This window comes from Verrucomicrobiia bacterium (assembly GCA_035577545.1).
Classification (GTDB): domain Bacteria; phylum Verrucomicrobiota; class Verrucomicrobiia; order Palsa-1439; family Palsa-1439; genus Palsa-1439.
In genome coordinates, this window is record DATLVI010000031.1 from 152,656 (window position 1) to 171,624 (window position 18,969).

The 18,969-nt window shown below is 58.3% G+C and carries 17 protein-coding genes; 5 read left to right on the top strand and 12 right to left on the bottom strand.

What is annotated here, in order from left to right; genetic code table 11:
* Positions 1–46: 46 nt before the first annotated feature.
* From VNL17_11115 to VNL17_11135, 5 genes are all read right to left on the bottom strand, one after another.
* The gene (locus tag VNL17_11115; GenBank protein HXI84623.1) at positions 47–1,465 is read right to left on the bottom strand and encodes an ATP-binding protein; all 1,419 of its coding nucleotides are present in this window, start codon (positions 1,463–1,465) and stop codon (positions 47–49) included.
* Positions 1,462–2,139, bottom strand: a complete 678-nt coding sequence (locus VNL17_11120; GenBank protein HXI84624.1) for a response regulator transcription factor — start codon at positions 2,137–2,139, stop codon at positions 1,462–1,464. The genes VNL17_11115 and VNL17_11120 overlap by 4 nt, the downstream gene beginning before the upstream one ends.
* A gap of 86 nt (positions 2,140–2,225) precedes the next feature.
* On the bottom strand, positions 2,226–2,750 hold the full coding sequence (locus VNL17_11125; protein HXI84625.1) for a hypothetical protein: 525 nt from the start codon (positions 2,748–2,750) through the stop codon (positions 2,226–2,228).
* Between the two features lie 132 nt (positions 2,751–2,882).
* Entirely contained in the window at positions 2,883–3,338 is a 456-nt protein-coding gene (locus VNL17_11130) for a chromate resistance protein ChrB domain-containing protein (protein HXI84626.1), read from the bottom strand.
* Entirely contained in the window at positions 3,319–4,173 is an 855-nt protein-coding gene (locus VNL17_11135; protein ID HXI84627.1) for a hypothetical protein, read from the bottom strand. Before VNL17_11135 ends, VNL17_11130 begins: the two co-directional genes overlap by 20 nt.
* Positions 4,174–4,323: 150 nt before the next feature.
* Here VNL17_11135 and VNL17_11140 point away from each other — a divergent pair, with 150 nt between their 5' ends.
* The 3 genes from VNL17_11140 to VNL17_11150 all read left to right on the top strand — a co-directional run bounded on the left by VNL17_11140 (position 4,324) and on the right by VNL17_11150 (position 5,889).
* Entirely contained in the window at positions 4,324–4,809 is a 486-nt protein-coding gene (locus tag VNL17_11140) for an NYN domain-containing protein (protein ID HXI84628.1), read from the top strand.
* A gap of 99 nt (positions 4,810–4,908) precedes the next feature.
* Positions 4,909–5,682: a hypothetical protein gene (locus VNL17_11145; GenBank protein ID HXI84629.1), complete on the top strand. Its 774-nt coding sequence runs from the start codon at positions 4,909–4,911 to the stop codon at positions 5,680–5,682.
* 18 nt (positions 5,683–5,700) lie between these two features.
* A complete protein-coding gene (locus VNL17_11150; protein HXI84630.1) occupies positions 5,701–5,889 on the top strand; it encodes a hypothetical protein in 189 nt (62 codons plus the stop codon).
* A gap of 34 nt (positions 5,890–5,923) precedes the next feature.
* Here VNL17_11150 and VNL17_11155 read toward each other — a convergent pair whose 3' ends face one another.
* From VNL17_11155 to VNL17_11175, 5 genes are all read right to left on the bottom strand, one after another.
* Positions 5,924–6,934, bottom strand: a complete 1,011-nt coding sequence (locus VNL17_11155; protein HXI84631.1) for an aspartate-semialdehyde dehydrogenase — start codon at positions 6,932–6,934, stop codon at positions 5,924–5,926.
* A gap of 106 nt (positions 6,935–7,040) precedes the next feature.
* On the bottom strand, positions 7,041–8,099 hold the full coding sequence (locus VNL17_11160; GenBank protein ID HXI84632.1) for a 3-isopropylmalate dehydrogenase: 1,059 nt from the start codon (positions 8,097–8,099) through the stop codon (positions 7,041–7,043).
* A 400-nt stretch (positions 8,100–8,499) separates the two neighbouring features.
* Positions 8,500–9,798, bottom strand: a complete 1,299-nt coding sequence (locus VNL17_11165; GenBank protein HXI84633.1) for a glycosyl hydrolase family 28 protein — start codon at positions 9,796–9,798, stop codon at positions 8,500–8,502.
* A gap of 9 nt (positions 9,799–9,807) precedes the next feature.
* Complete coding sequence (locus tag VNL17_11170) at positions 9,808–11,034, bottom strand: Gfo/Idh/MocA family oxidoreductase (protein ID HXI84634.1); 1,227 nt, start codon at positions 11,032–11,034, stop codon at positions 9,808–9,810.
* Positions 11,035–11,079: 45 nt separating this feature from the next.
* Entirely contained in the window at positions 11,080–13,371 is a 2,292-nt protein-coding gene (locus VNL17_11175) for a hypothetical protein (protein ID HXI84635.1), read from the bottom strand.
* 120 nt (positions 13,372–13,491) lie between these two features.
* On the opposite strand from VNL17_11175, the gene VNL17_11180 reads away from it, so the two are divergent.
* Entirely contained in the window at positions 13,492–14,733 is a 1,242-nt protein-coding gene (locus VNL17_11180) for an MFS transporter (GenBank protein HXI84636.1), read from the top strand.
* A gap of 73 nt (positions 14,734–14,806) precedes the next feature.
* A complete protein-coding gene (locus VNL17_11185; GenBank protein HXI84637.1) occupies positions 14,807–16,609 on the top strand; it encodes a chloride channel protein in 1,803 nt (600 codons plus the stop codon).
* Positions 16,610–16,638: 29 nt separating this feature from the next.
* Here the strand turns inward: VNL17_11185 and VNL17_11190 are convergent, their stop codons facing one another.
* Both VNL17_11190 and VNL17_11195 read right to left on the bottom strand, forming a co-directional pair.
* Entirely contained in the window at positions 16,639–17,904 is a 1,266-nt protein-coding gene (locus tag VNL17_11190; protein ID HXI84638.1) for a glycoside hydrolase family 28 protein, read from the bottom strand.
* A gap of 12 nt (positions 17,905–17,916) precedes the next feature.
* Complete coding sequence (locus VNL17_11195) at positions 17,917–18,951, bottom strand: Gfo/Idh/MocA family oxidoreductase (GenBank protein ID HXI84639.1); 1,035 nt, start codon at positions 18,949–18,951, stop codon at positions 17,917–17,919.
* Positions 18,952–18,969: the final 18 nt, after the last annotated feature.

Sequence of the window (18,969 nt, forward strand, 5' to 3'; positions counted from 1 at the left end):
GCCCGATCCACCGATCCGGCGCAGTGGGCCGTGAGATTTTCTTCGTTCAGTTCGTTTCCGCGACTCCGTTCGATTTCGGTCCCGACACGGTGATGGAAAGGGTGGATGGATCGACAAGCCTGACTTCGAGTTGGAATCCCAAACGTTCGGTGAATGCCTTTACCAGCGACAGTCCCAACCCACTGTGCTCCGGATCGGAGCGCGCGCCATCTTTGCGCCAGAATCGCTCGGAGAAATGTGACACATCGTCCGAGGTAAGATCGCGGCAGCTATTGCTCATTTGCAGCGTGAATTGAGTCGTCCTCACATCCGCCTCGACGCGCACGGTCCCTCCATGGGGAGTGTATTCCACAGCATTGTCCATGAGGTTGGTGAGGATGGAGCGCAATAACACAGGGTCGGTCTCGACTTCGGCTTCGTCCGCTACGGTGCGAGTGACTTTCAATTGCTTACCGGCCGCCCTTTCGGCGAAGGGCCGCCAGACATTCTCAATCAACGGCGTGAGATGGACACGCTCTGTCAGCACGGGCAGTTGGGCACGCTCATTTCGCAGCAGAGCCAGAAGCCGGGTGACGACGCCCTCCATCTGCACAGCGATCGCCAGAGCCTCGCGGTCGGTGGCCGCCTCACGGGTTTCCGGCCATTTCAGCGCGACTTCGGCCAGGGTGCGCAATTCCGCGATGGGGGTGCGCAGTTCATGCGCCAGGTCCGCGCTGAACCGGCGTTCCCGTTCGAAGGACTGTTGCAGCCGCGCGAGCAGGTCGTTCAACCGGGTGCTTATGGGCGTCAACTCGCCCGGTAGCGAGGCGGTGGGAAAGCGCGTGGCCAGCGAATCAGCGTTGATGCGCGTGGCCCGGTCGGCGAGGGCGTCCAGCGGCGCCAACTCGCGGCGCAAGAGGCGTGGAACCACCACGAAAGTGATCACCAGCAACCCCGCGCCGCAACCGAGCAGGGCGAACGCGAGCGTCATAAGAGTTTCGTTCAATTCACCGCGATCGGAGGCCACTACGAGAATGACCTCGTTTGACGCGGACGTCGGGTGTTCCTCCTGGGAAGTTTGTGGGGTGAATTTGATCCCAATGGCGCGACCGGCAGCCCCGGAGGGCAAAGTTAAGTCCCAGAACTTTGGCCTGTCGAGCGTGCCAAGGCGGGACGGCAAGCGAGAGACAGGGGCCGACGCCGAGCGTTTTAGGGTTGTGCCATCCGAACGCCACATCTGGAAAAAGCCGGCGGTATCTTCCTCGTCAGATTCACGCATGATCGAATCGTTGACCTCCACATCAACCCGCCCACCACTCTGCCTGGTGGCTGTCATGATAGCCAGCGCCCTGGTACGGAGGGCGGTGTCAAATTCCTCGAGTAATGCGGCACGAGTGGAGAGCAAGACGGCAATTCCCCCGAAGACGAGCGGCAGGCTGAACGCCACCAACAGTTTCCAGGTGAGTTGTCGGCGGATCGTCCTCATTCCGATTCAACCTTCAGTACATACCCCAATCCGTGTCGCGTGTGAATGAGCGGGGCCGGGTTGGGCGCACTGATCTTCTTTCGCAGTGAGCAGACGGCAGACTCGACCACGTTGCTCATCGGATCCACGCTGTCGTCGTAGAGATGCGCTTCGATTTCGCCACGCGTGACCACTTCACCGGATCGGCGGGCGAGATATTCCAGCAACAGATACTCCCGGGGTTTCAACCGCACCAGATTGCCGGCGCGGAAGACCTCTTTGGCCGACGTGTCGATTTCGAGGTCGGCGATGACGAGCCGGGTTTGCTTGCTGCCATAGGCGCGGCGGCAGAGGGCCTCCACGCGGGCGAGCAATTCCTCCAGCGCGAACGGCTTGACAAGGTAATCGTCGGCCCCCAGTTGGAGCCCCTGCACGCGGTCTTCCACGGTGTCCCGCGCCGTGAGGAGGAGGACATGGGTGCCCTTGCCCTTTTGCCGAAGCTGTCGCAGCAGCGAGAGACCGTCGAGTTTCGGAAGCATGATATCGAGCACGATCACGTCGTAGTCGTTGGCTTCTGCCTGCCAGAGTCCCTCTTCCCCATTGTCAGTGACGTCGAGGGCGTAGCCGGCCTTGCGTAGGGCCCGGCCCACCGACATTTGAAGACGCGCGGAATCTTCAACGAGAAGAACCTTCATAGTGGCATGTTACCAAAAAGATGAGGTTCTGAGGCGCCCATCTCGCCTCAGAACCCATCCGGAGTCCGCAGAGTTGTTCGGCGAGCTTAATCCTTGTCGCCGTCCCCGTGGCCTTTGTGCTCTTCCTTTTCCTCCCCATCTTGAATCGTCCCGTCGGCCGCGATGTCGGCTTCCTTCTTTTTGCCGTCGATTGTCACAGCGGCCTCGTAGGTTTTCTTGCCGCCGGCAGTCTCTTCGACGACTTCATCAACCGTGCCGGAGCCGGCCAGTTTTTTGATGGCGGACTGGACAGCGCTCGGCGTGTCTTTCAGTCCGACCGTCTTCTCGGTTCGCACCACTGTTCCATCAGCGGACACTTCGACGGCTTGTTTCGTGCCGCCGATATTGACCGACGCCTCATAGATGACCTTGTTGTCTTCCGAGTCTTTCGTGATCTTCTCGATGGCATTGCTTCCCGCGAACTGCTTGATAGCCGCTTGCACTGGAGCCGGGGTGTCCGTAAGGAGCAATTGTTTCTCCGTCGTTCCTTTTTCTTCGGCAGATGCGCGGACGGCGAGTCCCGCGGCGAGGGTGAGGGCTGCGATTCCTGAAACAATGTGCCTGAGCTGCATACTTACATGACCTCCAGTTGGAATAGCTGAGTTTCGCGACCGAATTCCTCGGAACCGCGAGTCGGCACTCTGGCCAACCACGGTATCCTGCCACAAATGAGATTACCGGAATGTTACGGATGAAAAAGGCGGTTACTTCGAGGAAACACCCTTTGTCCTGCCTTGATTTATCATCTCCTGGCATTCCGCATAGAGCGCGTCGTAGACGACGAACTCACGCTGGAGGATTTCGTGATCGCTTAATCCCAGCGCGCTGAATCCATGGGCCACCCAGCGCAGCCCTTCGCCGGCGGGATGCGGGTTTGACGGATGCGAATCCGCGGCGCGCACGATCTCCCCAAGCAACTGCAATGCAGGATCGTCCAGATTGTATTTTTTGAGAATCGAGTTGAAGGACACGTCTTCGCCATGGTGACCGAGTTCAACGTTTGTCACGTCGTACGGAATCGCCCCGAGCCGCCCGGCTTCGTCCAGGACTTTATTGGCTGGCGTGAAGATGAATTCAGCCTGCGGATCGACGAATTTCTTGATGAGCCACGGACACGCCACACGGTCGACCTTCACTTTCTCACGGGTGATCCATTTCATAGACACGAACCTCCGCTGGTTGATTGCCGCGATGAGGCACGGCGAGATAGAGCCGATTCAGTTCGGGCACAAAGAGCGACGTGCGGGTGCCGGCGGCGGTCGGGATTTTCTCGATCAGCTTGTAGTCGCCAACCCCGATGTTGTCGATAAAACCTTCGCCGCAAGAAAGATAAATGCGCCGGCGGGCTGCATCGTAGAAGACGTCATCAGTATCGCCCCCGATCGCCGGGGCGGCGATATCCTTGCCAGAATCGGAGTCGAGTATAACGAGAGCGGCTGGCCGGCGACAACCGACGAACAACCGACGATTCGCCTCGTCCAGCGCCATGGGAAAATTGGCCGTAGCGCTCTTTAGCGGCCAGGTGGCGATAACGCCGCGTTTTTCCCGGTTAACAACCGCCACATGTTTCGCTGTGGGAACATTGACAAAAATTCGATTTCCTTTTTGCTCCAATTGAAACGACTCTGGGTGGCCGGCGAGCCTGATGTCGCCGATATGCTTCGCCGTCATGGTGTCGATGATTGCGAGTGCTCCGCTGCCGTAGCCAACGTACACGCATTTGGCCACAGAATCGTAGCGTGCGTTATCCGCGTCGTCGAGGTCGCGCAGAGTGGTAACGAGGTCGAACGATTTGGCGTCGTAAACCTTGACTACGCCGTCGCCGCCGCAGGCAACATAGATTTGATTTGCTTCCGGAACATAGGCGACCCCCTGCGGCTCACGCAGTTCGCTGATAGTGCGGATGCGTTGGCCGGCGCGCAGATCAATCACTTCGAGCGAATTATTTCCCAGTGCGGCTATGAAAAGGCGCTGGCCGTTGATGTCGACGGCCATGTGGTCGATCCGTCCCTCGACTCCCTCGAGCGGTATTGTTTGGATGAGTCGGAGCGTGGCTCCGCGCGCAGTGATGCACGCGAGGAAAATGATCGCCAACATCAGGGAGTGCTTCATTTCTGTTACGCCGTAGGGTATCACCTACAGCAGATGAGTCCAGATTGGATACTGGTGGACGGGTATAGCGTGCTGCACGCGTGGCCGAGGTTTGCTGCGCGGAAGGCGCGGCAGTTGTCGCTGCAGCAACGGCGGGAGGTGTTGGTGGGATTATTGCGGCAGTACGCGGACCACAGTCGGCGACGCGTGACGGTGGTGTTTGACGGTTATGCGGCGAAACACAAGCCCGAGGGGAAGGAACCGACGCACGGGGTGGAGGTTTTATTTTCCGAGCGCGGGAAGACCGCGGATGACGTGATTGAGCGATTGGTGGCGCAGGCAGGGTCGAAGGGCAGGATCGTGGTGGTGACTTCGGACAATGCCGAGCGCCATACGGTGGAGGCCATGGGCGCGCACACGACGTCGGCGGAGATATTTGAGGCCGAGGTGGAGACGGCGCTGCGAGATCTGGCGGGGATGGTGCGGTTGCACACGCGGCGGCGGTCGATTGGGCCGACGCATGATGATTGGGAGCCCTAGGCAACTCACACCGAAGGCGTGGTTGACACCGAAGCGGAAATTTGGCTAGGATGTCCTGTACTTTTCTGGAGAACGGTCTGGACGGAGGAAAGCCGCGTTATGAATAAACTTGGAAAAATCGCCCCCATTGTTGTCATCATCGCCTGTCTCGGATCGGGCTTTTTCGCGTACGAGCTTCAGGTGATGAAGAAAGCCCACCTGGGCAAGATCGCGGAACTCAACGATTCGCTGACCACCACGACCGCCAAGCTTACGAAAGCGGAGTCCACCCTCAAGCAGGCCCAAAATGATTTGACGCAAACCAAGGGCGATTTGGCGAAGGCAACCAATGATCTTCAGACCACGAAGGTGGCACTCGACCAGAAGACGCAGGAAGCCGACGGCCTGAAGACGCAAATGGCGGACAAGGACAAGGAATTGCAGCAGGCCAAGACTGATCTCGGTGCATCGCAGGCAATGGTGACGAAGATTAAAGACGGGTTGAGCAAAGCGGGCATCACGGACATCGACAACCTCGACAAGCTCACCGACAAAATCGTGTCCCTGGGGGACGAGAACAAGATTCTCGGTCAACAGCTTGTGACATTGCATGCGGACAATGTGCAGCTGAAGGAGAAGTTGGAATTCCTGACCACCACGCCTGTCGGGCTGCGCGGCCACGTCACGGTGGTGCAGGAGAAATGGGGCTTCCTCGTGTTGGATGTCGGCCAGGCGCAGCGGGTCCAGCCGAACGCTGAATTCCTTGTCTACCGCGACACCAAGCTCATTGGCAAGGTGCAAGTGGTTTCCGTCGCGGCCAACAACTGCATCGGCCAGATTATGCCGGAATACATGCACGGCACGCCCGTTGTGGGCGATCTCATTATCCACTAACCGAGGCTGGCAATTTCGGTGAACGCAATCCGCATCGTTTTTCTCAGGGCACTCTTGGCGGGCGGCGTTGTGTTTCTGGGCGGATGCGCCACCACGCAACAGCAACAGGAAAACAACGTCAGTTCCATCCCCTGGAATCGCCCGCAGGACTGGGAAGGCACCGGCGCCATGGGTGGGTTCCGACCGCCGGGCACTCCCGGATATTGAATCGTGCAGCCGGCAGCGCTTTTCTGCGTCGCAACTACACCAGCAGCTCGGCGATTTGCACCGCGTTGAGAGCGGCGCCCTTCAGGAGTTGATCGCCGCTGACGAACAGTTCGATTCCCTTGCCGTCATCGCGCGACACATCCTGCCGAACACGGCCCACGAGACAGTCATACATTCCCGAGGCATCGATGGGCATCGGATATTTTTTGTTGGCCGGATCGTCCACGACCTGGAGGCCCGGCGCTTTTGACAGGATGGCGCGCGCCTCGGCGGGTGTCATGGGCCGCTCGAACTCGATGTTCACCGCCTCGCTGTGGGCACGGTAGACTGGTACGCGCACGCAGGTGGCGCTGATCATCAGGGTCGGATGATGCATGATCTTGCGCGACTCGTTGACGAACTTCATTTCCTCTTTGGTGTAGCCATTGTCGAGGAACACGTCGACTTGCGGGAAGAGATTGAAAGCGATGCGCTGCGGGAGCGCTTCGATTTTGATATCCTTTTGGCCGTGCAACAGCATGTGGGTCTGCTCTTCCAATTCCTGCATGGCCTTCGCGCCCGCGCCACTGGCGGCTTGGTAGGTGGAAACCACGACGCGCTTCACCGGATTAGCTTTGTGCAGCGGATAGAGCGCGACCAGCAAGATCGCGGTTGAACAATTGGGATTGGCAATGATGCCCTTGTGCAGTTTCGCGTCGCCCGGGTTTACCTCGGGGACGACGAGCGGCACATCGGGTTCCATGCGGAAGGCCGATGAATTGTCGATGACCACGGCGCCCTGTTTGGCGGCGCCATGCGCGAATTCCTTGGAACGCGACGCCCCCGCGCTGAACAGCGCGAAATCGATGCCTTCAAAAATACCGGCCTTGAGCAATTCGACGCCGACGTCCGTGCCCTTGTACTTCATCTTCTTGCCCACGCTGCGTTCGGACGCGAAGAGGCGGAGATTCTTTACGGGAAACCCGCGTTTCTCCAAAGTCTCAATCATCTCGACGCCGACCGCCCCGGTCGCGCCGACAACGGCTACGTTATATCCTTTGCTCATGTTGTGTCCTTAGGCCTTCTGCTGACGAAGGGGAGAGAGAAAATACCCCGGCAACGCCTTGGCGTCAATATTACTGGGCCGCTATCCCGTCGTTGCGGTTACCCCGTTATATGGCAGCTGCGACGAGGTCGCCGACTTCCTTGGTGCCGTGGCCCATTTTGCCAGCGGCGAGAGTTTTGAGCTTCTCGCGGACGGTTTTGATGACGGCGTTTTCGATGGCGGCGGCGGCTTTGGTTTCGCCCAAAAAGTCGAGCATCAGGCCGCCAGCGCAGATGGCGGCGAGCGGGTTGATGACATTTTTGCCCGTGTACTTCGGCGCGCTGCCGCCGATGGGCTCGAACATGCTCGTGCCCTGCGGATTGATGTTGCCGCCGGCGGCGATGCCCATGCCACCCTGGATCATCGCGCCGAGGTCGGTGATGATGTCGCCGAACATGTTGTCGGTGACGATCACATCGAACCACTCGGGGTTTTTCACGAACCACATCGTTGTGGCGTCCACGTGGGCATAGTCGCGGGTGATGTCGGGATAATCCTTTTTGCCGATCTCGTGGAACGCGCGCTCCCAGAGGTCGAAGGCGTAGGTGAGGACGTTGGTCTTGCCGCAGAGCGTAAGTTTTTTGTCCTTGTTGCGTTTGCGGGCGTAATCGAACGCATAGCGCAGGCAACGCTCGACGCCGCGACGGGTGTTGATGCTTTCCTGCACGGCGATCTCATGGGGTGTGCCTTTGAACACGAAGCCGCCGCTGCCGGTGTAGAGGCCTTCGTTGTTCTCGCGGACGACGACGAAATCGATTTCCTTCGGGCCCTTGTCTTTCAACGGACAGAAGCGTTCGTCGTAGAGTTTCACGGGGCGAAGATTGATGTATTGTTCCAACTCGAAGCGTAGGCGCAGGAGGATGCCTTTTTCCAGGATGCCCGGTTTCACGTCGGGATGGCCGATGGCGCCGAGGAGCACGACGGGGAATTTGCGCAGGTCGTCCACGGAGCTGTCCGGCAGGACTTCCTTGGTGCGCAGGTAGCGGTCGCCCCCGAAATCAAAGTGGGTGTAATTCAGTTTGAGGCCGAATTTCTTCGACGCCACATCGAGGACCTTGATCGCCTCGCGGACGACTTCCGGCCCGGTGCCGTCGCCGCCAATGACCGCAACATTATAAGATTTCATCGGAACCCTTTCGCAAAAAACCCGACCGTGTGGGCGGGGAGGGAGATTCTAATGCTTGGAGGGAGAGTTGCAACCGAATTTTAGGCAGGGGGTAAATTGGGGATGCAGCCCGGCTAATGTATCGTAAATTGATAATTTTACTGGACGTGCTGTCCAGAGATGGATATAATTCTCTTGGTTCTTTGACAAGAGGAAGGGGTGTTGTTTGACGGGGGAGGTGAGTCCTCGAAAAACATGTGTTTCTGCGAAACGAACCCAAATTTTTTACACCAGATTTCTGGTGGATGTGTCAGGGCAGCAGTGGGTTGTGGTTGAAAAGTGAATTATTACAAATGGGTTCGTTTTTCCCAGTTTCGTCAAGAACGACCGCCGCGTGAGGGCACGTGGCCTACAACGGCAGTTACGGAGAAAGCTCTTTGTAGTTTAGGCGATGGATGTTTTCGGAGTGGTCTACTACGAAGAGGTTGGTTTGGGCAGCGAGCTTGACGTTTTTGAAGGTGATGTTTTTGGCGTAGGTGCAGGTGACGCCGTTGGTGCCGGAGAGGTCGAGGTCGGTGAGGGTGACATTTTGGATGGGGCATTCCTCGAGGCCTTCGATGACGACGCAGTTGCGGGAATCGCGGGCGGTGACGTGGTCGACGTGGATGTCGCGGAAGAGGGGGGTGCGTTCGGAGAGAGGCTCCGCGGGAGTTTTGGTGTAGCGCAGGGAGAAGATGATGGCGTTGCGAACATTATGGAGACGGAAGTGAGAAGCGACGATGTCCTCGACGATACCGCCGCGGCCGCGGGTGCTTTTGATGCGGATGCCGTTGTCGGTGCCATCGCCGTCGCAGTCAAGGAACCGGACATGGCGGACGCTGCCGGATTCTTCACTACCGATGGCGCAGACGCTGTGGGCGTGGGCGACGTGGCAGCGGAGGTAGGTGACATACTCGGTGGGGCGATTCATTTTGCGGCCTTCTTCGTCGCGGCCGGATTTGATGCCGAATGCGTCATCGCCGACGTCAGCGTAGCAGTCGTGGACGACGACGTGGCGGCAGGAGTCGGTGTTGAGGGCGTCGGTATTTGGAGAAGTGGGCGGATTGATGATGCGGCAGTGGCCGACGTCGATGCGCTCGCTGTAGAGGAGGTGAACGGCCCAGAAGGGCGAGTTGATGAAACTGGGGCCATCGATACGGACGTCGGTGCAGTCTTTGATTTGCAGAAGCATGGGGCGGCGGCGGATCGGGCGGTCGGGACGGGCGTTACCGTGTTCGGCCATGTCCATGTTGGCCCACCAGGTCGCGCCCTGGCCGTCGAAGGTGCCGGGGCCGGTGATGGCGATGTGATGAAGGCCGTTGGCGAAGATGAGGGGATGCGGACCGTTTTCGGTGAGGCCTTCCCAGCGCGAGGTGATGTCGGGATATTTCGTGCGGTCGGTCTCGAAGAGGACGACAGCGTTGCTGTCGACCTGAAGAGTCATGTTGTCGACCATTTCGATCGGGCCGGTGAGGAATTTACCCGCGGGAACGCGGACCGTGCCGCCACCGGCTGCGCGGCAAGCGGCGATGGCCTGACGGAAGGCGTCGGCGCTGGAGACTTGCGGATTGTCGACCGCGCCGTACGCGGTTATGTCGAACACGGCGCGCGAACTTTTTTCAGTGGCGCAACTCGCGAGGAGAGAAGTTGCCAGCAGGAAAAGGATGGCATGTTTCGTCATAAGACAAGCCTAGTCGATTTGGACGCGAGCGCCGGTTTCCGCAGAGAGATAGGCCGCGTAAATCACATTGACGCATTCGACAGCGAGGTCGATGCCGGAGCGGGGTTCACGATCCTCGCGAATGGCGCTGACGAAATCGGCGATCTCCTGGGAGAATCCACGGAACCAATCTTCGTCGCAGCTCGGTCGATTCCACCCGGACTTGGTTTCGAGTTTTTCGGTGAAGTACTCGCTCTGAAAGACGGAGGGATCGGGCGCGTAGGTTTCGATGGCGTCATTGGAGGTCATATTGGCCTTGATCACGCCATCGGTCATGAAGGCGGTCACGCGGGTGTTCAGACCGCCGAGGCCGACGTCGCTGACGATGACCGTCGCGCGCGATCCGTCATCGAAGGCGATGGAAATATTGGCCCAGTTTTCCACGTCGACGGGGTTGGCGCTGATCCATTGGTTTGCACCGGCGTCGCGGGCGTGAGTCGACGCCGGACTATGAATCAGGTCGGCCACATCGGCGACGACGGAGATGGGGCGAATGCCTTTCTTGAGCCGCAACTGACCTTCCCATTGCTTCAGATGCAGACAGGCGCCGACGGAATGTACGCCCATGCGCAGCAACGCGCCGCCGCCGGTCGACTTCCAATCCCGCGAGAAGACCGAGTTGGAGCCCGAGTGGTTTTCTTCAGCGCGCAGTTCGAGGATCGCGCCCTTGGACGCGGCGATCAGACGGCGCATCTTTTCAATAGGCGGTGCATAGATCCAGTTTTCCGCGTAGCAGAATTTTACGCCATTGCGGCGCACCGCTTCGCGGACCGCGGTAGCATTGCTACGCGCACCGTCACGCATCCGGGCGCGCGGGACGTGTTTGCCGATGGGTTCGGTGTCGCCGGCGACACCGAAATAGCCGGTGAGTGGTTTCTCCATGATGATGTGCTTGCCGGCATTGGCGGCACGGGTGGCAAACTCATGATGCAAGGCTGGTGGCGTGCAGATGTCTATTACGTCGATGTCTTTCCTGGCGAGCAGCGCGTCGTAGTCGTTGGTGACGAAGGCGACTTGCGCTTCTTTGGCGAATGCGGCGGCGCTTTCCTTGGTGCGGGAACAGACTCCACGAATCTCCACGAGGTCGCGGGGCAGTTTGGCGTAATTGGCGAGGTGCATCCGCGCCCCGTAGCGCGCGCCGACGATGCCGATGCCGAGCCTTTTCATCTGGGATTTCTCATGGGATGTGACCGTCATTGTATCCCGTCTCGCATTGACGACAAGCGGATATGCGGTTTGATCTCAGGGAAGATGATAGCTCTTTCGCGCGTAGTAGCCGGTTCCGAGCAAGAAACCGACGATAGATATGAAGGAGATCCACTTTCCTTTTTGATAAGCAGCCGGCAAGTATTCAAGTTGAATGTGGTGATGACCCGCAGAGAGTGGGACGGCTTGCAAGATGTAATCTGCGGGCAGGACTCGATATGTGGTTTGGACGCTGCCTTCGAGCGGTCGGGCGCGCCAGCCGTTGCTGTACGCATCCGTGATCAAGAGGATGGCTGGATGGGGAAGATCGGCTTCCACGGTCAATTGACCGGGGGAAGAATCCACAACGCTGGCGGTTCCTCTCTCGGCGAAGAATGTTGGCGCGGGATCGGGTTCGGTTTCGAGAATGACTTGCTGTTGTGGATCGAAGGTCGGGGAGGTCATCGCCTGAAAGATCGCATCGCGCCCGGGGATGATGCGGTAATCCTGAATCAACTGGAGATGAGACATGAACGACTTTGCCGTGAGGATGCGGTCGCCATCTTTCGTTGCAAGAAAGGCATAGCGCCAGCGCAACATGGCATGCAGCGGATGGAACTGCGACATATCGACGTAGAGCGTGACGCCGTCGGGAGATTGCCCCTGAGTGAAGGCCATGAACTCGGCATAGCGCTTGAGCGTGGAGGGCGAGTAACCCCAGACATCTTCCTTGCCCAACCACATCGCCATATTCGGGGTGCGCTGGTAGAAGATTCGATAATCGCCGGGGTGTTTGTCGACGAAGGCGTGGAGATTGGGCGATTGGGTGTCGGAGAAGTTGAAAGTTGTGCGCGTTGTCCGGGCAAAAGCAAAGATCTCCGCGACCGCCATAAAGGCGAGGGCGTAAACCGCCTTGCGAGACGTCCCGGCCAGAAAGAGCAAGCCGCTCACGACAAGGAATTCGGTGGCGGCCACGAACAGGCACCGCGAGGCGAAGATCCCGGCATTCTTGACAGACGCGGCATCCGTGTAGGTCGTGGCTGGTGGATAAGTTTCTTGCGTGGCGTAAATCGACTGCATCGCACGCGTCCACCAGGTGGTGGGGTCAGAAGAATGTGCTGCCGACCGGATTTCCAGCGCCGCGCTTCCGACAATGATACCGGTGATCAAGAGACCGAGTGCCCACCATTTATTACCGCGCGGACTTTTCAGGAGTTGGTCGAGGCCGGTTCCCGCGAGCATCGCCATGAGCAAGGAGGCGTGGATGATGAATTTGGCGTTCCCTCGCAAATGGTCGAAGCCTGGCACCCACCGATACAGTACGCGGAACAGGGGAGTATTCGAACCGAGGGCGAGGACCAGGAGAATGATCGTGAGTGGGAGCAGTGTGCGGCGAAGTTCCCGCTGGCCGCGCACGGCACCATAGATTGCCAGAGACAGGCCACTGATGCCGATGAACAGGCACATCTCCCAAAGATACCAACGTCCCCAGTAGGGCAGGGTGGTCATGTTTCCGAAAAACCCTGGCGACAGAAGCGTGAGCAGATTCTCCGGGGCGAAGGAAACCATCGAGGCGAATTCATAGCTGACACCGCCGCCACGGACGCTTTCGGAGCCGGCTTGCAGACTCGTCAACAATTGAATGGCTCCGAGTGCCGTTGCCCCGGCATACATGGCGAGCAAACCCAAGAGGATCCTTGAGCGGCATCGGGTATTCAGTAACTGGAGTGCGGTCAAAAGCCCCGCAACAACGGCGGTATAAAACCACCCTTGCAAATCCCCGACGAATAGCTGCAGGGCGACGGCGACCATTCCCAGGAGAATCCAGCCGGGCTTTCGCGTGCGAATCCACTCGTCAAGGGATGCGAGCACCAGTGGCATCCAGGCGAGTCCATAGAGCAACATCAGATGGCCGGCATACACATGAAAAAAGTAGGTGCCCGAGAACATGAACAACGCGGCGGAAATAGTTCCCGCCAGGGGATGCATTCCACGACGCAGCGCCCAGACGTACGTGAACACGCTCGCAAGGAAAACGTGAAGGACAATGCCGAGGTTAATCGAGCGCGGCAACGACAGCGTGAGATCCAGCCAGTTCGGCGGATACAATACACCGCCTACGCCCCAACCCAGGAATGGTTGTCCACAAAACACATACGGGTTCCACAAGGGCACATGACCGTGGCGGAGTTGTTCCGCGGCAAAGGGGCGCCAGTAGCTATAGATGTTGGCGATATCCGTCCCCGCGTCCGAGAGCATAAGGGGCCGGCTTGTGAATAATACGTCGCCAAACATGCAGAGGATCAGGAGCAGCAGGACGCCCACCCCGCTCCATCGAGCGCGAGTCATGCTTTTGGTTTCGTCTGTTGTGGAGGGGCGCAAGGTCTTGTTCCAGTTGCATACCCGAATTTCAGCCACTTGCCAATCCTTGCTGCATGGACGGCTTGGTGATAGATACCGACCGACTATATGACGTCAATCCAACAGTCAACGACGTCGCGAGGCGCGCGACTGGTTGAGTTTCTTGGTTTGCGGCGCAGCCTGGTGGGACTGCTGAGCATGGTGGTGCTCGTGGGAATGGGAGAGCACATGGCCGAGCAATTTTTGCCCCTCTATTTGCTTACGCTTGGCGGCGGATTTATTTCGGTGGGATTCCTCAACGGCATGGACAACCTGCTGGGCGCGCTGTACTCGTTTCCGGGCGGCTATCTCTCCGACCGGCTCGGCACAAAGCGCGCGTTGTTGGTATTCAACATCGCGTCCATGATCGGCTTCATCATTGTGATCCTGGTTCCCACGTGGCCGGCGGTGCTGGGCGCCGCGGCGCTGTTTCTATCGTGGACCGCGATCTCCCTGCCGGCGACGATGAGTCTCGTGGCCCGGGTGTTGCCGAAGAACAAGCGGACGATGGGTGTTTCGTTGCACTCGCTCGTGAGGCGGTTCCCGATGGCGATCGGACCGATTATCGGCGGCGCATTTATCAACGCCTGGGGAGTTGAACGAGGAGTGCGGTTGGCATTCATCGGGGCGTTGGCAATGGCGGCGGTCGCGGTGGTGCTGCAACAAGTGTTGATCGAAGACGATTTGCCGGTTGGTAGGAAAGAGGCCGAGCACAATCCGGTACGCATGTGGCGTTACATGAGCGGCGAGCTGAAGCAATTACTGGTCGCCGACATCCTCGTGCGGTTTTGCGAGCAAATCCCCTATGCCTTTGTTGTCGTGTGGGCCGTCGGCACTGCGAAGACCCCCGGCCCCGTCAGCGCGCTGCAATTCGGCATGCTCCGCGCGATCGAGATGGCGACGGCAGTGGCCATCTATTTACCCGTTGCTTACTTTGCCGACCGAAGTCACAAGAAACCATTTGTGGTGATGACCTTCGTGTTTTTCACGCTGTTTCCCCTGATGCTACTGTACTCCCGGTCTTTCGAGATGCTGGTCGTGGCGTTTGTGTTGCGCGGGCTGAAGGAATTCGGTGAGCCGACACGCAAGGCGTTGATCATGGACCTCGCACCCGAGGACCGAAAGGCGGGTGTATTCGGGCTCTACTATCTGGTTCGCGATGTGATCGTGTCCATCGCCGCATTCGGCGGGGCGTTTCTCTGGCAGGTCAACCCGCGTGTGAATCTGCTCGCCGCGTTTGCTTTTGGTGTACTCGGCACCATTTGGTTTGCGCTACGGGGGCGCGATCTCGAACGATCCAATCTTGACTGATACGCCCATGTAACGCGGAAGGACGGCCCCGATTTTCCTTCCAGCGGGCTAATGATTGCGGGAATAATTCGTTATGGAAACAGCTTCTGAATTGAATCGACACGTCCAGCTACCGGCCAGCCACGCGGTCAATTTTCGGTTGGGATGGATTTCTCTGCTGGCGAGTGGCATCGGTGTCGCTGCGGGATTGATCGCCTATTTGTTGCTCAAACTGATCGGTTTGTTTACCAATCTATTCTTTTTTCACCGGCTTTCAGCGGAGTTCACCAGTCCAATGACACACCATCTCGGAGCGTTGGTGATCCTGTTGCCGGCAGCTGGCGGGATTGTAATTGGATTCATGGCCAAGTATGGAACATCCAAAATCAAAGGCCACGGCATTCCTGAGGCGATGGAGGCCGTGCTGACGAGCCGGAGCCGGATCCATCCGAAGGTCGCCATTCTCAAGCCGCTCTCGGTGGCCGTGGCCATCGGTACTGGTGGGCCTTTTGGAGCGGAAGGCCCGATCATTCAAACCGGGGGCGCAGTCGGGTCGTTGGTAGGGCAACTGTTCCATATGACTGCATCCGAACGCAAGGTCTTGCTGGCCTGTGGCGCCGGGGCCGGGATGTCGGCGACATTCAACACGCCGATCGCCGGGGTGATCCTGGCGATTGAACTGCTGCTGTTCGAATTTCGGTCGCGCTCCTTCATCCCGTTGGTGGTTGCGAGCACGCTGGCGACCGCGACACGATTTGTCGTGATGGGGCGGAGCGCGATGTTCGAGATTGGCAACGTGGATTTTGGCATCCCTGCCAATTTGTTCTACTACCTTTTGCTCGGAGTGATTTGCGGCTTTGCGGCGGTGGGATTCAGCCGGGCGTTGTATTGGGTCGAGGATCAATTCGAGCATTTGCCCGTCTCTGAATTCTGGTGGCCTGCTATCGGTGGTCTCGCGCTGGGTACGATTGGTTTCTTCATGCCGCGTGTGCTCGGAGTCGGATACGACACGATCTCGGATATTTTGAATGACAAGTTCACGCTGGATTTGTTGCTGGGAATTATGGTCTTCAAAGCACTGGCCTTGCTCGTCTCGCTGGGGTCCGGAACCTCCGGTGGACTGTTGGCACCGATGTTTATGACCAGCGCGGCGATGGGTGCCGCGTTTGCCATGGGACTGAATCGATTCATCCCCGGCGCACATTTGGCGCCCAGTGCATTTGCCCTCGTGGCCATGGGGGCGGTGTTCGGGGCGGCGGCCAACGCGACATTCGCCTTCATCATCTTCGCCTTTGAAATTACCCGCGATTACAACTCGGTCTTGCCACTCATGCTGGTTAGCGTCATCGCCAGCGGCATCGCGCGCCGATTCATGAAACACTCGATCATGACGGAAAAGCTGGCACGACGTGGGCTGCATGTCCATCAAGATTATGAGGCCGATGTGTTTCAGCAGGTGACAGTGCAAGAGGTGATGAGCAAAAAACCACCCACCATTTCCGCGGCAATGAAGTTAACGGAACTGGCGGATCGTATCGTGCGTAATGAATCCCAGAGTCATCAGCGTCAGGCCGCGCTCGTTCTCGACACTGCGGGCCGGCTGGTGGGGATCATTACCCGTGGGGACGTTCTGCGTTTGTTGCAGCTACATCCCGACGACGCCACGGTTGGAGAAGTTTGCACCGCGACCCTGGTTGTCGCGTATCCTGATGAATCTGTGCATGACGCTCTGGTAAAACTGCTGACCAACGGCGTAGGCCGCCTGCCCGTTGTCAGTCGCGAGACGCCGCACGCGTTGGTAGGTTACCTCGGTCGTGCCGAAGTGATGGCTGCGCGCACGCGCCGCCATGAAGAAGAGCACGTACGCGAACCCGGCTGGCTGAGTCGCACTGCTTGATGCGCTTCAACCGGTATATTCCACTGGGATCATTCAAGACCTGTAACTTCCGCATCAAAGAGCGTTAGCCGTTTTCCGCTCTCCACCTCAATCTTCGAGTCCGAGAATCGAATTCCGTGGGCGTGGTAGATTTTTAAGCCGGTCTTTGCCGAGATCACCACATTCGATAGTGTCACGTTGGTAATCGGCGCCTCGGGCAGGCCACGGATCGTTCCGGCAGTTGGGCAGTTGGTCGCGGTCACATTGCGAATGACGATATTCTTGTTGATGGGTGTGCGGTCTGTGGTGGGCTCGGGTTTCTCAGTTGCGGGATCTTTGGGTGCGTCCCGCTCCGGGTACCAGTCGATTATGTAGATCGGGTTCTTTACCGCTGTCATCGTAAGATTCTCGTACATTAAATTCTGCAGCAGACCACCGCGACCGCGTAACGTTTTGATGCGAATGCCGGCATCGGTCCCGTCAAAAATGCAATTACTGACCCGGAGGTCCTCGATTCCGCCAGAAGTTCCCGAACCGATCGACATTCCATGACCATGCAAAAACCGGCAATTTGTGATCGTGTAATTCTTATTGCCCGGAGTCCGACCGCTGCCGGGCTTCACCGCAATGTTGTCGTCCCCTGTATCAATGGTGCAGTCCGTGATGAGATAATTCCACCCTGAAGGATCAATCCCATCCGTGTTGTGGGCATTGCTCGGCGATTTGATGGTAATTCCCTGGATCGTCACGTCTGCGCAATTCTGCGGCACCAGGTGAAACATTGGCGAATTGCTCAGGGTGACTCCCTGGATGCGCACGCGTTTGCAGTTGGACAGTTTGATCATATAAGGCCGGTGTGTCATGGCGTGGTTCGCCTCAAAAGCCGCCCACCAGGCTTTGCCCTGGCCGTCGATGGCTCCTTCCCCGCTGATCTCGATGTCCTGCGCGTCGGCAACGGAAATGCAATCCTGGTATCTCTCGTTGGCGATTGGATGGTTTGTCATATCGTCGCTAATTAAAATCACCGCATTATTGGCCAAATGTAAATTGATGCGGCTGGCGAGCGTGAGCGGGCCGGTAAGAAACCTGCCTTCCGGGACCAGAACGATTCCACCTCCTGCTTTGGAAGCCGAATCAATCGTCTTCTGAATGGCGACGGTATTCATCGCCTTGCCGTCCCCGACAGCCCCGTATTCGGTTACCCGGAACGCATTCGTAGGAATCACCGGCAGCGGAGGGTTTTGGGCGGGAACGCTCCCTGTAGCCGTGAAATAGCAGGCCGTCAGTGCGAGAACAGGGATCTGAAAGCGATTCATGGTGGTCACTCCTTACAAAGTTATTCCGGCTGCTTTCTCTGACTCGTAAATAAGCCCAATCGATTTGCGCCAGCGATCGAGCGTTTGCATGTTACCGAGCGAATCATCCCAACTCATCGCGGGTGCCTGGCGCCGCTCGATGTGCGCCGCGACGTGGTCAGCCTCGATCGCGTAGGCGGGCTGCGTCAATTCCACGACGATCTCTTGTTGCGGCACACCTTTACGCTCGACGAACACCTTGGTCGTAGTGCCGTCGTGAATCTGCGCCCACGGTGCGGGCACGAAAATGCTGCCGTTCGATCCCTGGATGCGCAGCGTGTTGTGCTGTTGCACTTCGACGCTGGTGGTTAGGGCTGCGAGGATGTCGCCGGGGAATTTTAGCGATGCGGTGGCCCAGGTATCGACGCCGCTCGGCGCAAAATGCCCGCAGCCTTTCACCTCGAGCGGTTCGGCAAACGGCCTGCCGGTGGCAATGCCCGCCACGAGACGCGATGCCGACACAGTGTAACAACCGACATCGAGGATACCGCCGCCGCCGAGCGCGTTCTTAAAGAGGCGAGCTTCGGGATTAAAGTCCCTCTGGAAACCAAATGACGCATGAATAGTCCGCACCTCGCCGATGATTTTCTCCCGAAGGAGTTCAACGAGCTTCGCGGTCTGCGGATGACAGCGGTACATGAACGCTTCCATGAGAAAGACATCATGCTTTCGCGCCGCTTCAATGACTGCCAGCGCTTCGATGTGGTTTAGCGTCAGCGGCTTTTCGCAGAGGATGTGCTTGCCGTCTTCGGCGGCTTTGAGACACCACTCGGCGTGCAAGGAGTGCGGTGTTGCGATGTAGACCGCTTGGACCTGGGAATCAACGAGCAACGCTTCGTACGAACTGTAGCCGCGCGGTACGTGGTACTCGGCGGCGAACCTGTCGGCGCTCGCCTGCGAGCGGCTGCCAACGGCGACGAGTTTGCCGGTTTTGGATTGGGAAAGTTGCTTGGCGAAGATGCCGGCGATTCGGCCGGTTCCCAGAATGCCCCATGAAAGCGAGTTCATGCCGGGAGAGTCCTAGGG

What these genes read in the sequence shown, in the direction of transcription:
- VNL17_11160 (HXI84632.1), bottom strand. Translation starts at nt 8,099, where the DNA reads ATGAAATCTTATAATGTTGCGGTCATTGGCGGCGACGGCACCGGGCCG.
- VNL17_11180 (HXI84636.1), top strand. Translation starts at nt 13,492, where the DNA reads ATGACGTCAATCCAACAGTCAACGACGTCGCGAGGCGCGCGACTGGTT.
- VNL17_11115 (HXI84623.1), bottom strand. Translation starts at nt 1,465, where the DNA reads ATGAGGACGATCCGCCGACAACTCACCTGGAAACTGTTGGTGGCGTTC.
- VNL17_11190 (HXI84638.1), bottom strand. Translation starts at nt 17,904, where the DNA reads ATGAATCGCTTTCAGATCCCTGTTCTCGCACTGACGGCCTGCTATTTC.
- VNL17_11155 (HXI84631.1), bottom strand. Translation starts at nt 6,934, where the DNA reads ATGAGCAAAGGATATAACGTAGCCGTTGTCGGCGCGACCGGGGCGGTC.
- VNL17_11195 (HXI84639.1), bottom strand. Translation starts at nt 18,951, where the DNA reads ATGAACTCGCTTTCATGGGGCATTCTGGGAACCGGCCGAATCGCCGGC.
- VNL17_11175 (HXI84635.1), bottom strand. Translation starts at nt 13,371, where the DNA reads ATGACTCGCGCTCGATGGAGCGGGGTGGGCGTCCTGCTGCTCCTGATC.
- VNL17_11125 (HXI84625.1), bottom strand. Translation starts at nt 2,750, where the DNA reads ATGCAGCTCAGGCACATTGTTTCAGGAATCGCAGCCCTCACCCTCGCC.
- VNL17_11145 (HXI84629.1), top strand. Translation starts at nt 4,909, where the DNA reads ATGAATAAACTTGGAAAAATCGCCCCCATTGTTGTCATCATCGCCTGT.
- VNL17_11185 (HXI84637.1), top strand. Translation starts at nt 14,807, where the DNA reads ATGGAAACAGCTTCTGAATTGAATCGACACGTCCAGCTACCGGCCAGC.
- VNL17_11120 (HXI84624.1), bottom strand. Translation starts at nt 2,139, where the DNA reads ATGAAGGTTCTTCTCGTTGAAGATTCCGCGCGTCTTCAAATGTCGGTG.
- VNL17_11130 (HXI84626.1), bottom strand. Translation starts at nt 3,338, where the DNA reads ATGAAATGGATCACCCGTGAGAAAGTGAAGGTCGACCGTGTGGCGTGT.
- VNL17_11140 (HXI84628.1), top strand. Translation starts at nt 4,324, where the DNA reads ATGAGTCCAGATTGGATACTGGTGGACGGGTATAGCGTGCTGCACGCG.
- VNL17_11135 (HXI84627.1), bottom strand. Translation starts at nt 4,173, where the DNA reads ATGGCCGTCGACATCAACGGCCAGCGCCTTTTCATAGCCGCACTGGGA.
- VNL17_11170 (HXI84634.1), bottom strand. Translation starts at nt 11,034, where the DNA reads ATGACGGTCACATCCCATGAGAAATCCCAGATGAAAAGGCTCGGCATC.
- VNL17_11165 (HXI84633.1), bottom strand. Translation starts at nt 9,798, where the DNA reads ATGACGAAACATGCCATCCTTTTCCTGCTGGCAACTTCTCTCCTCGCG.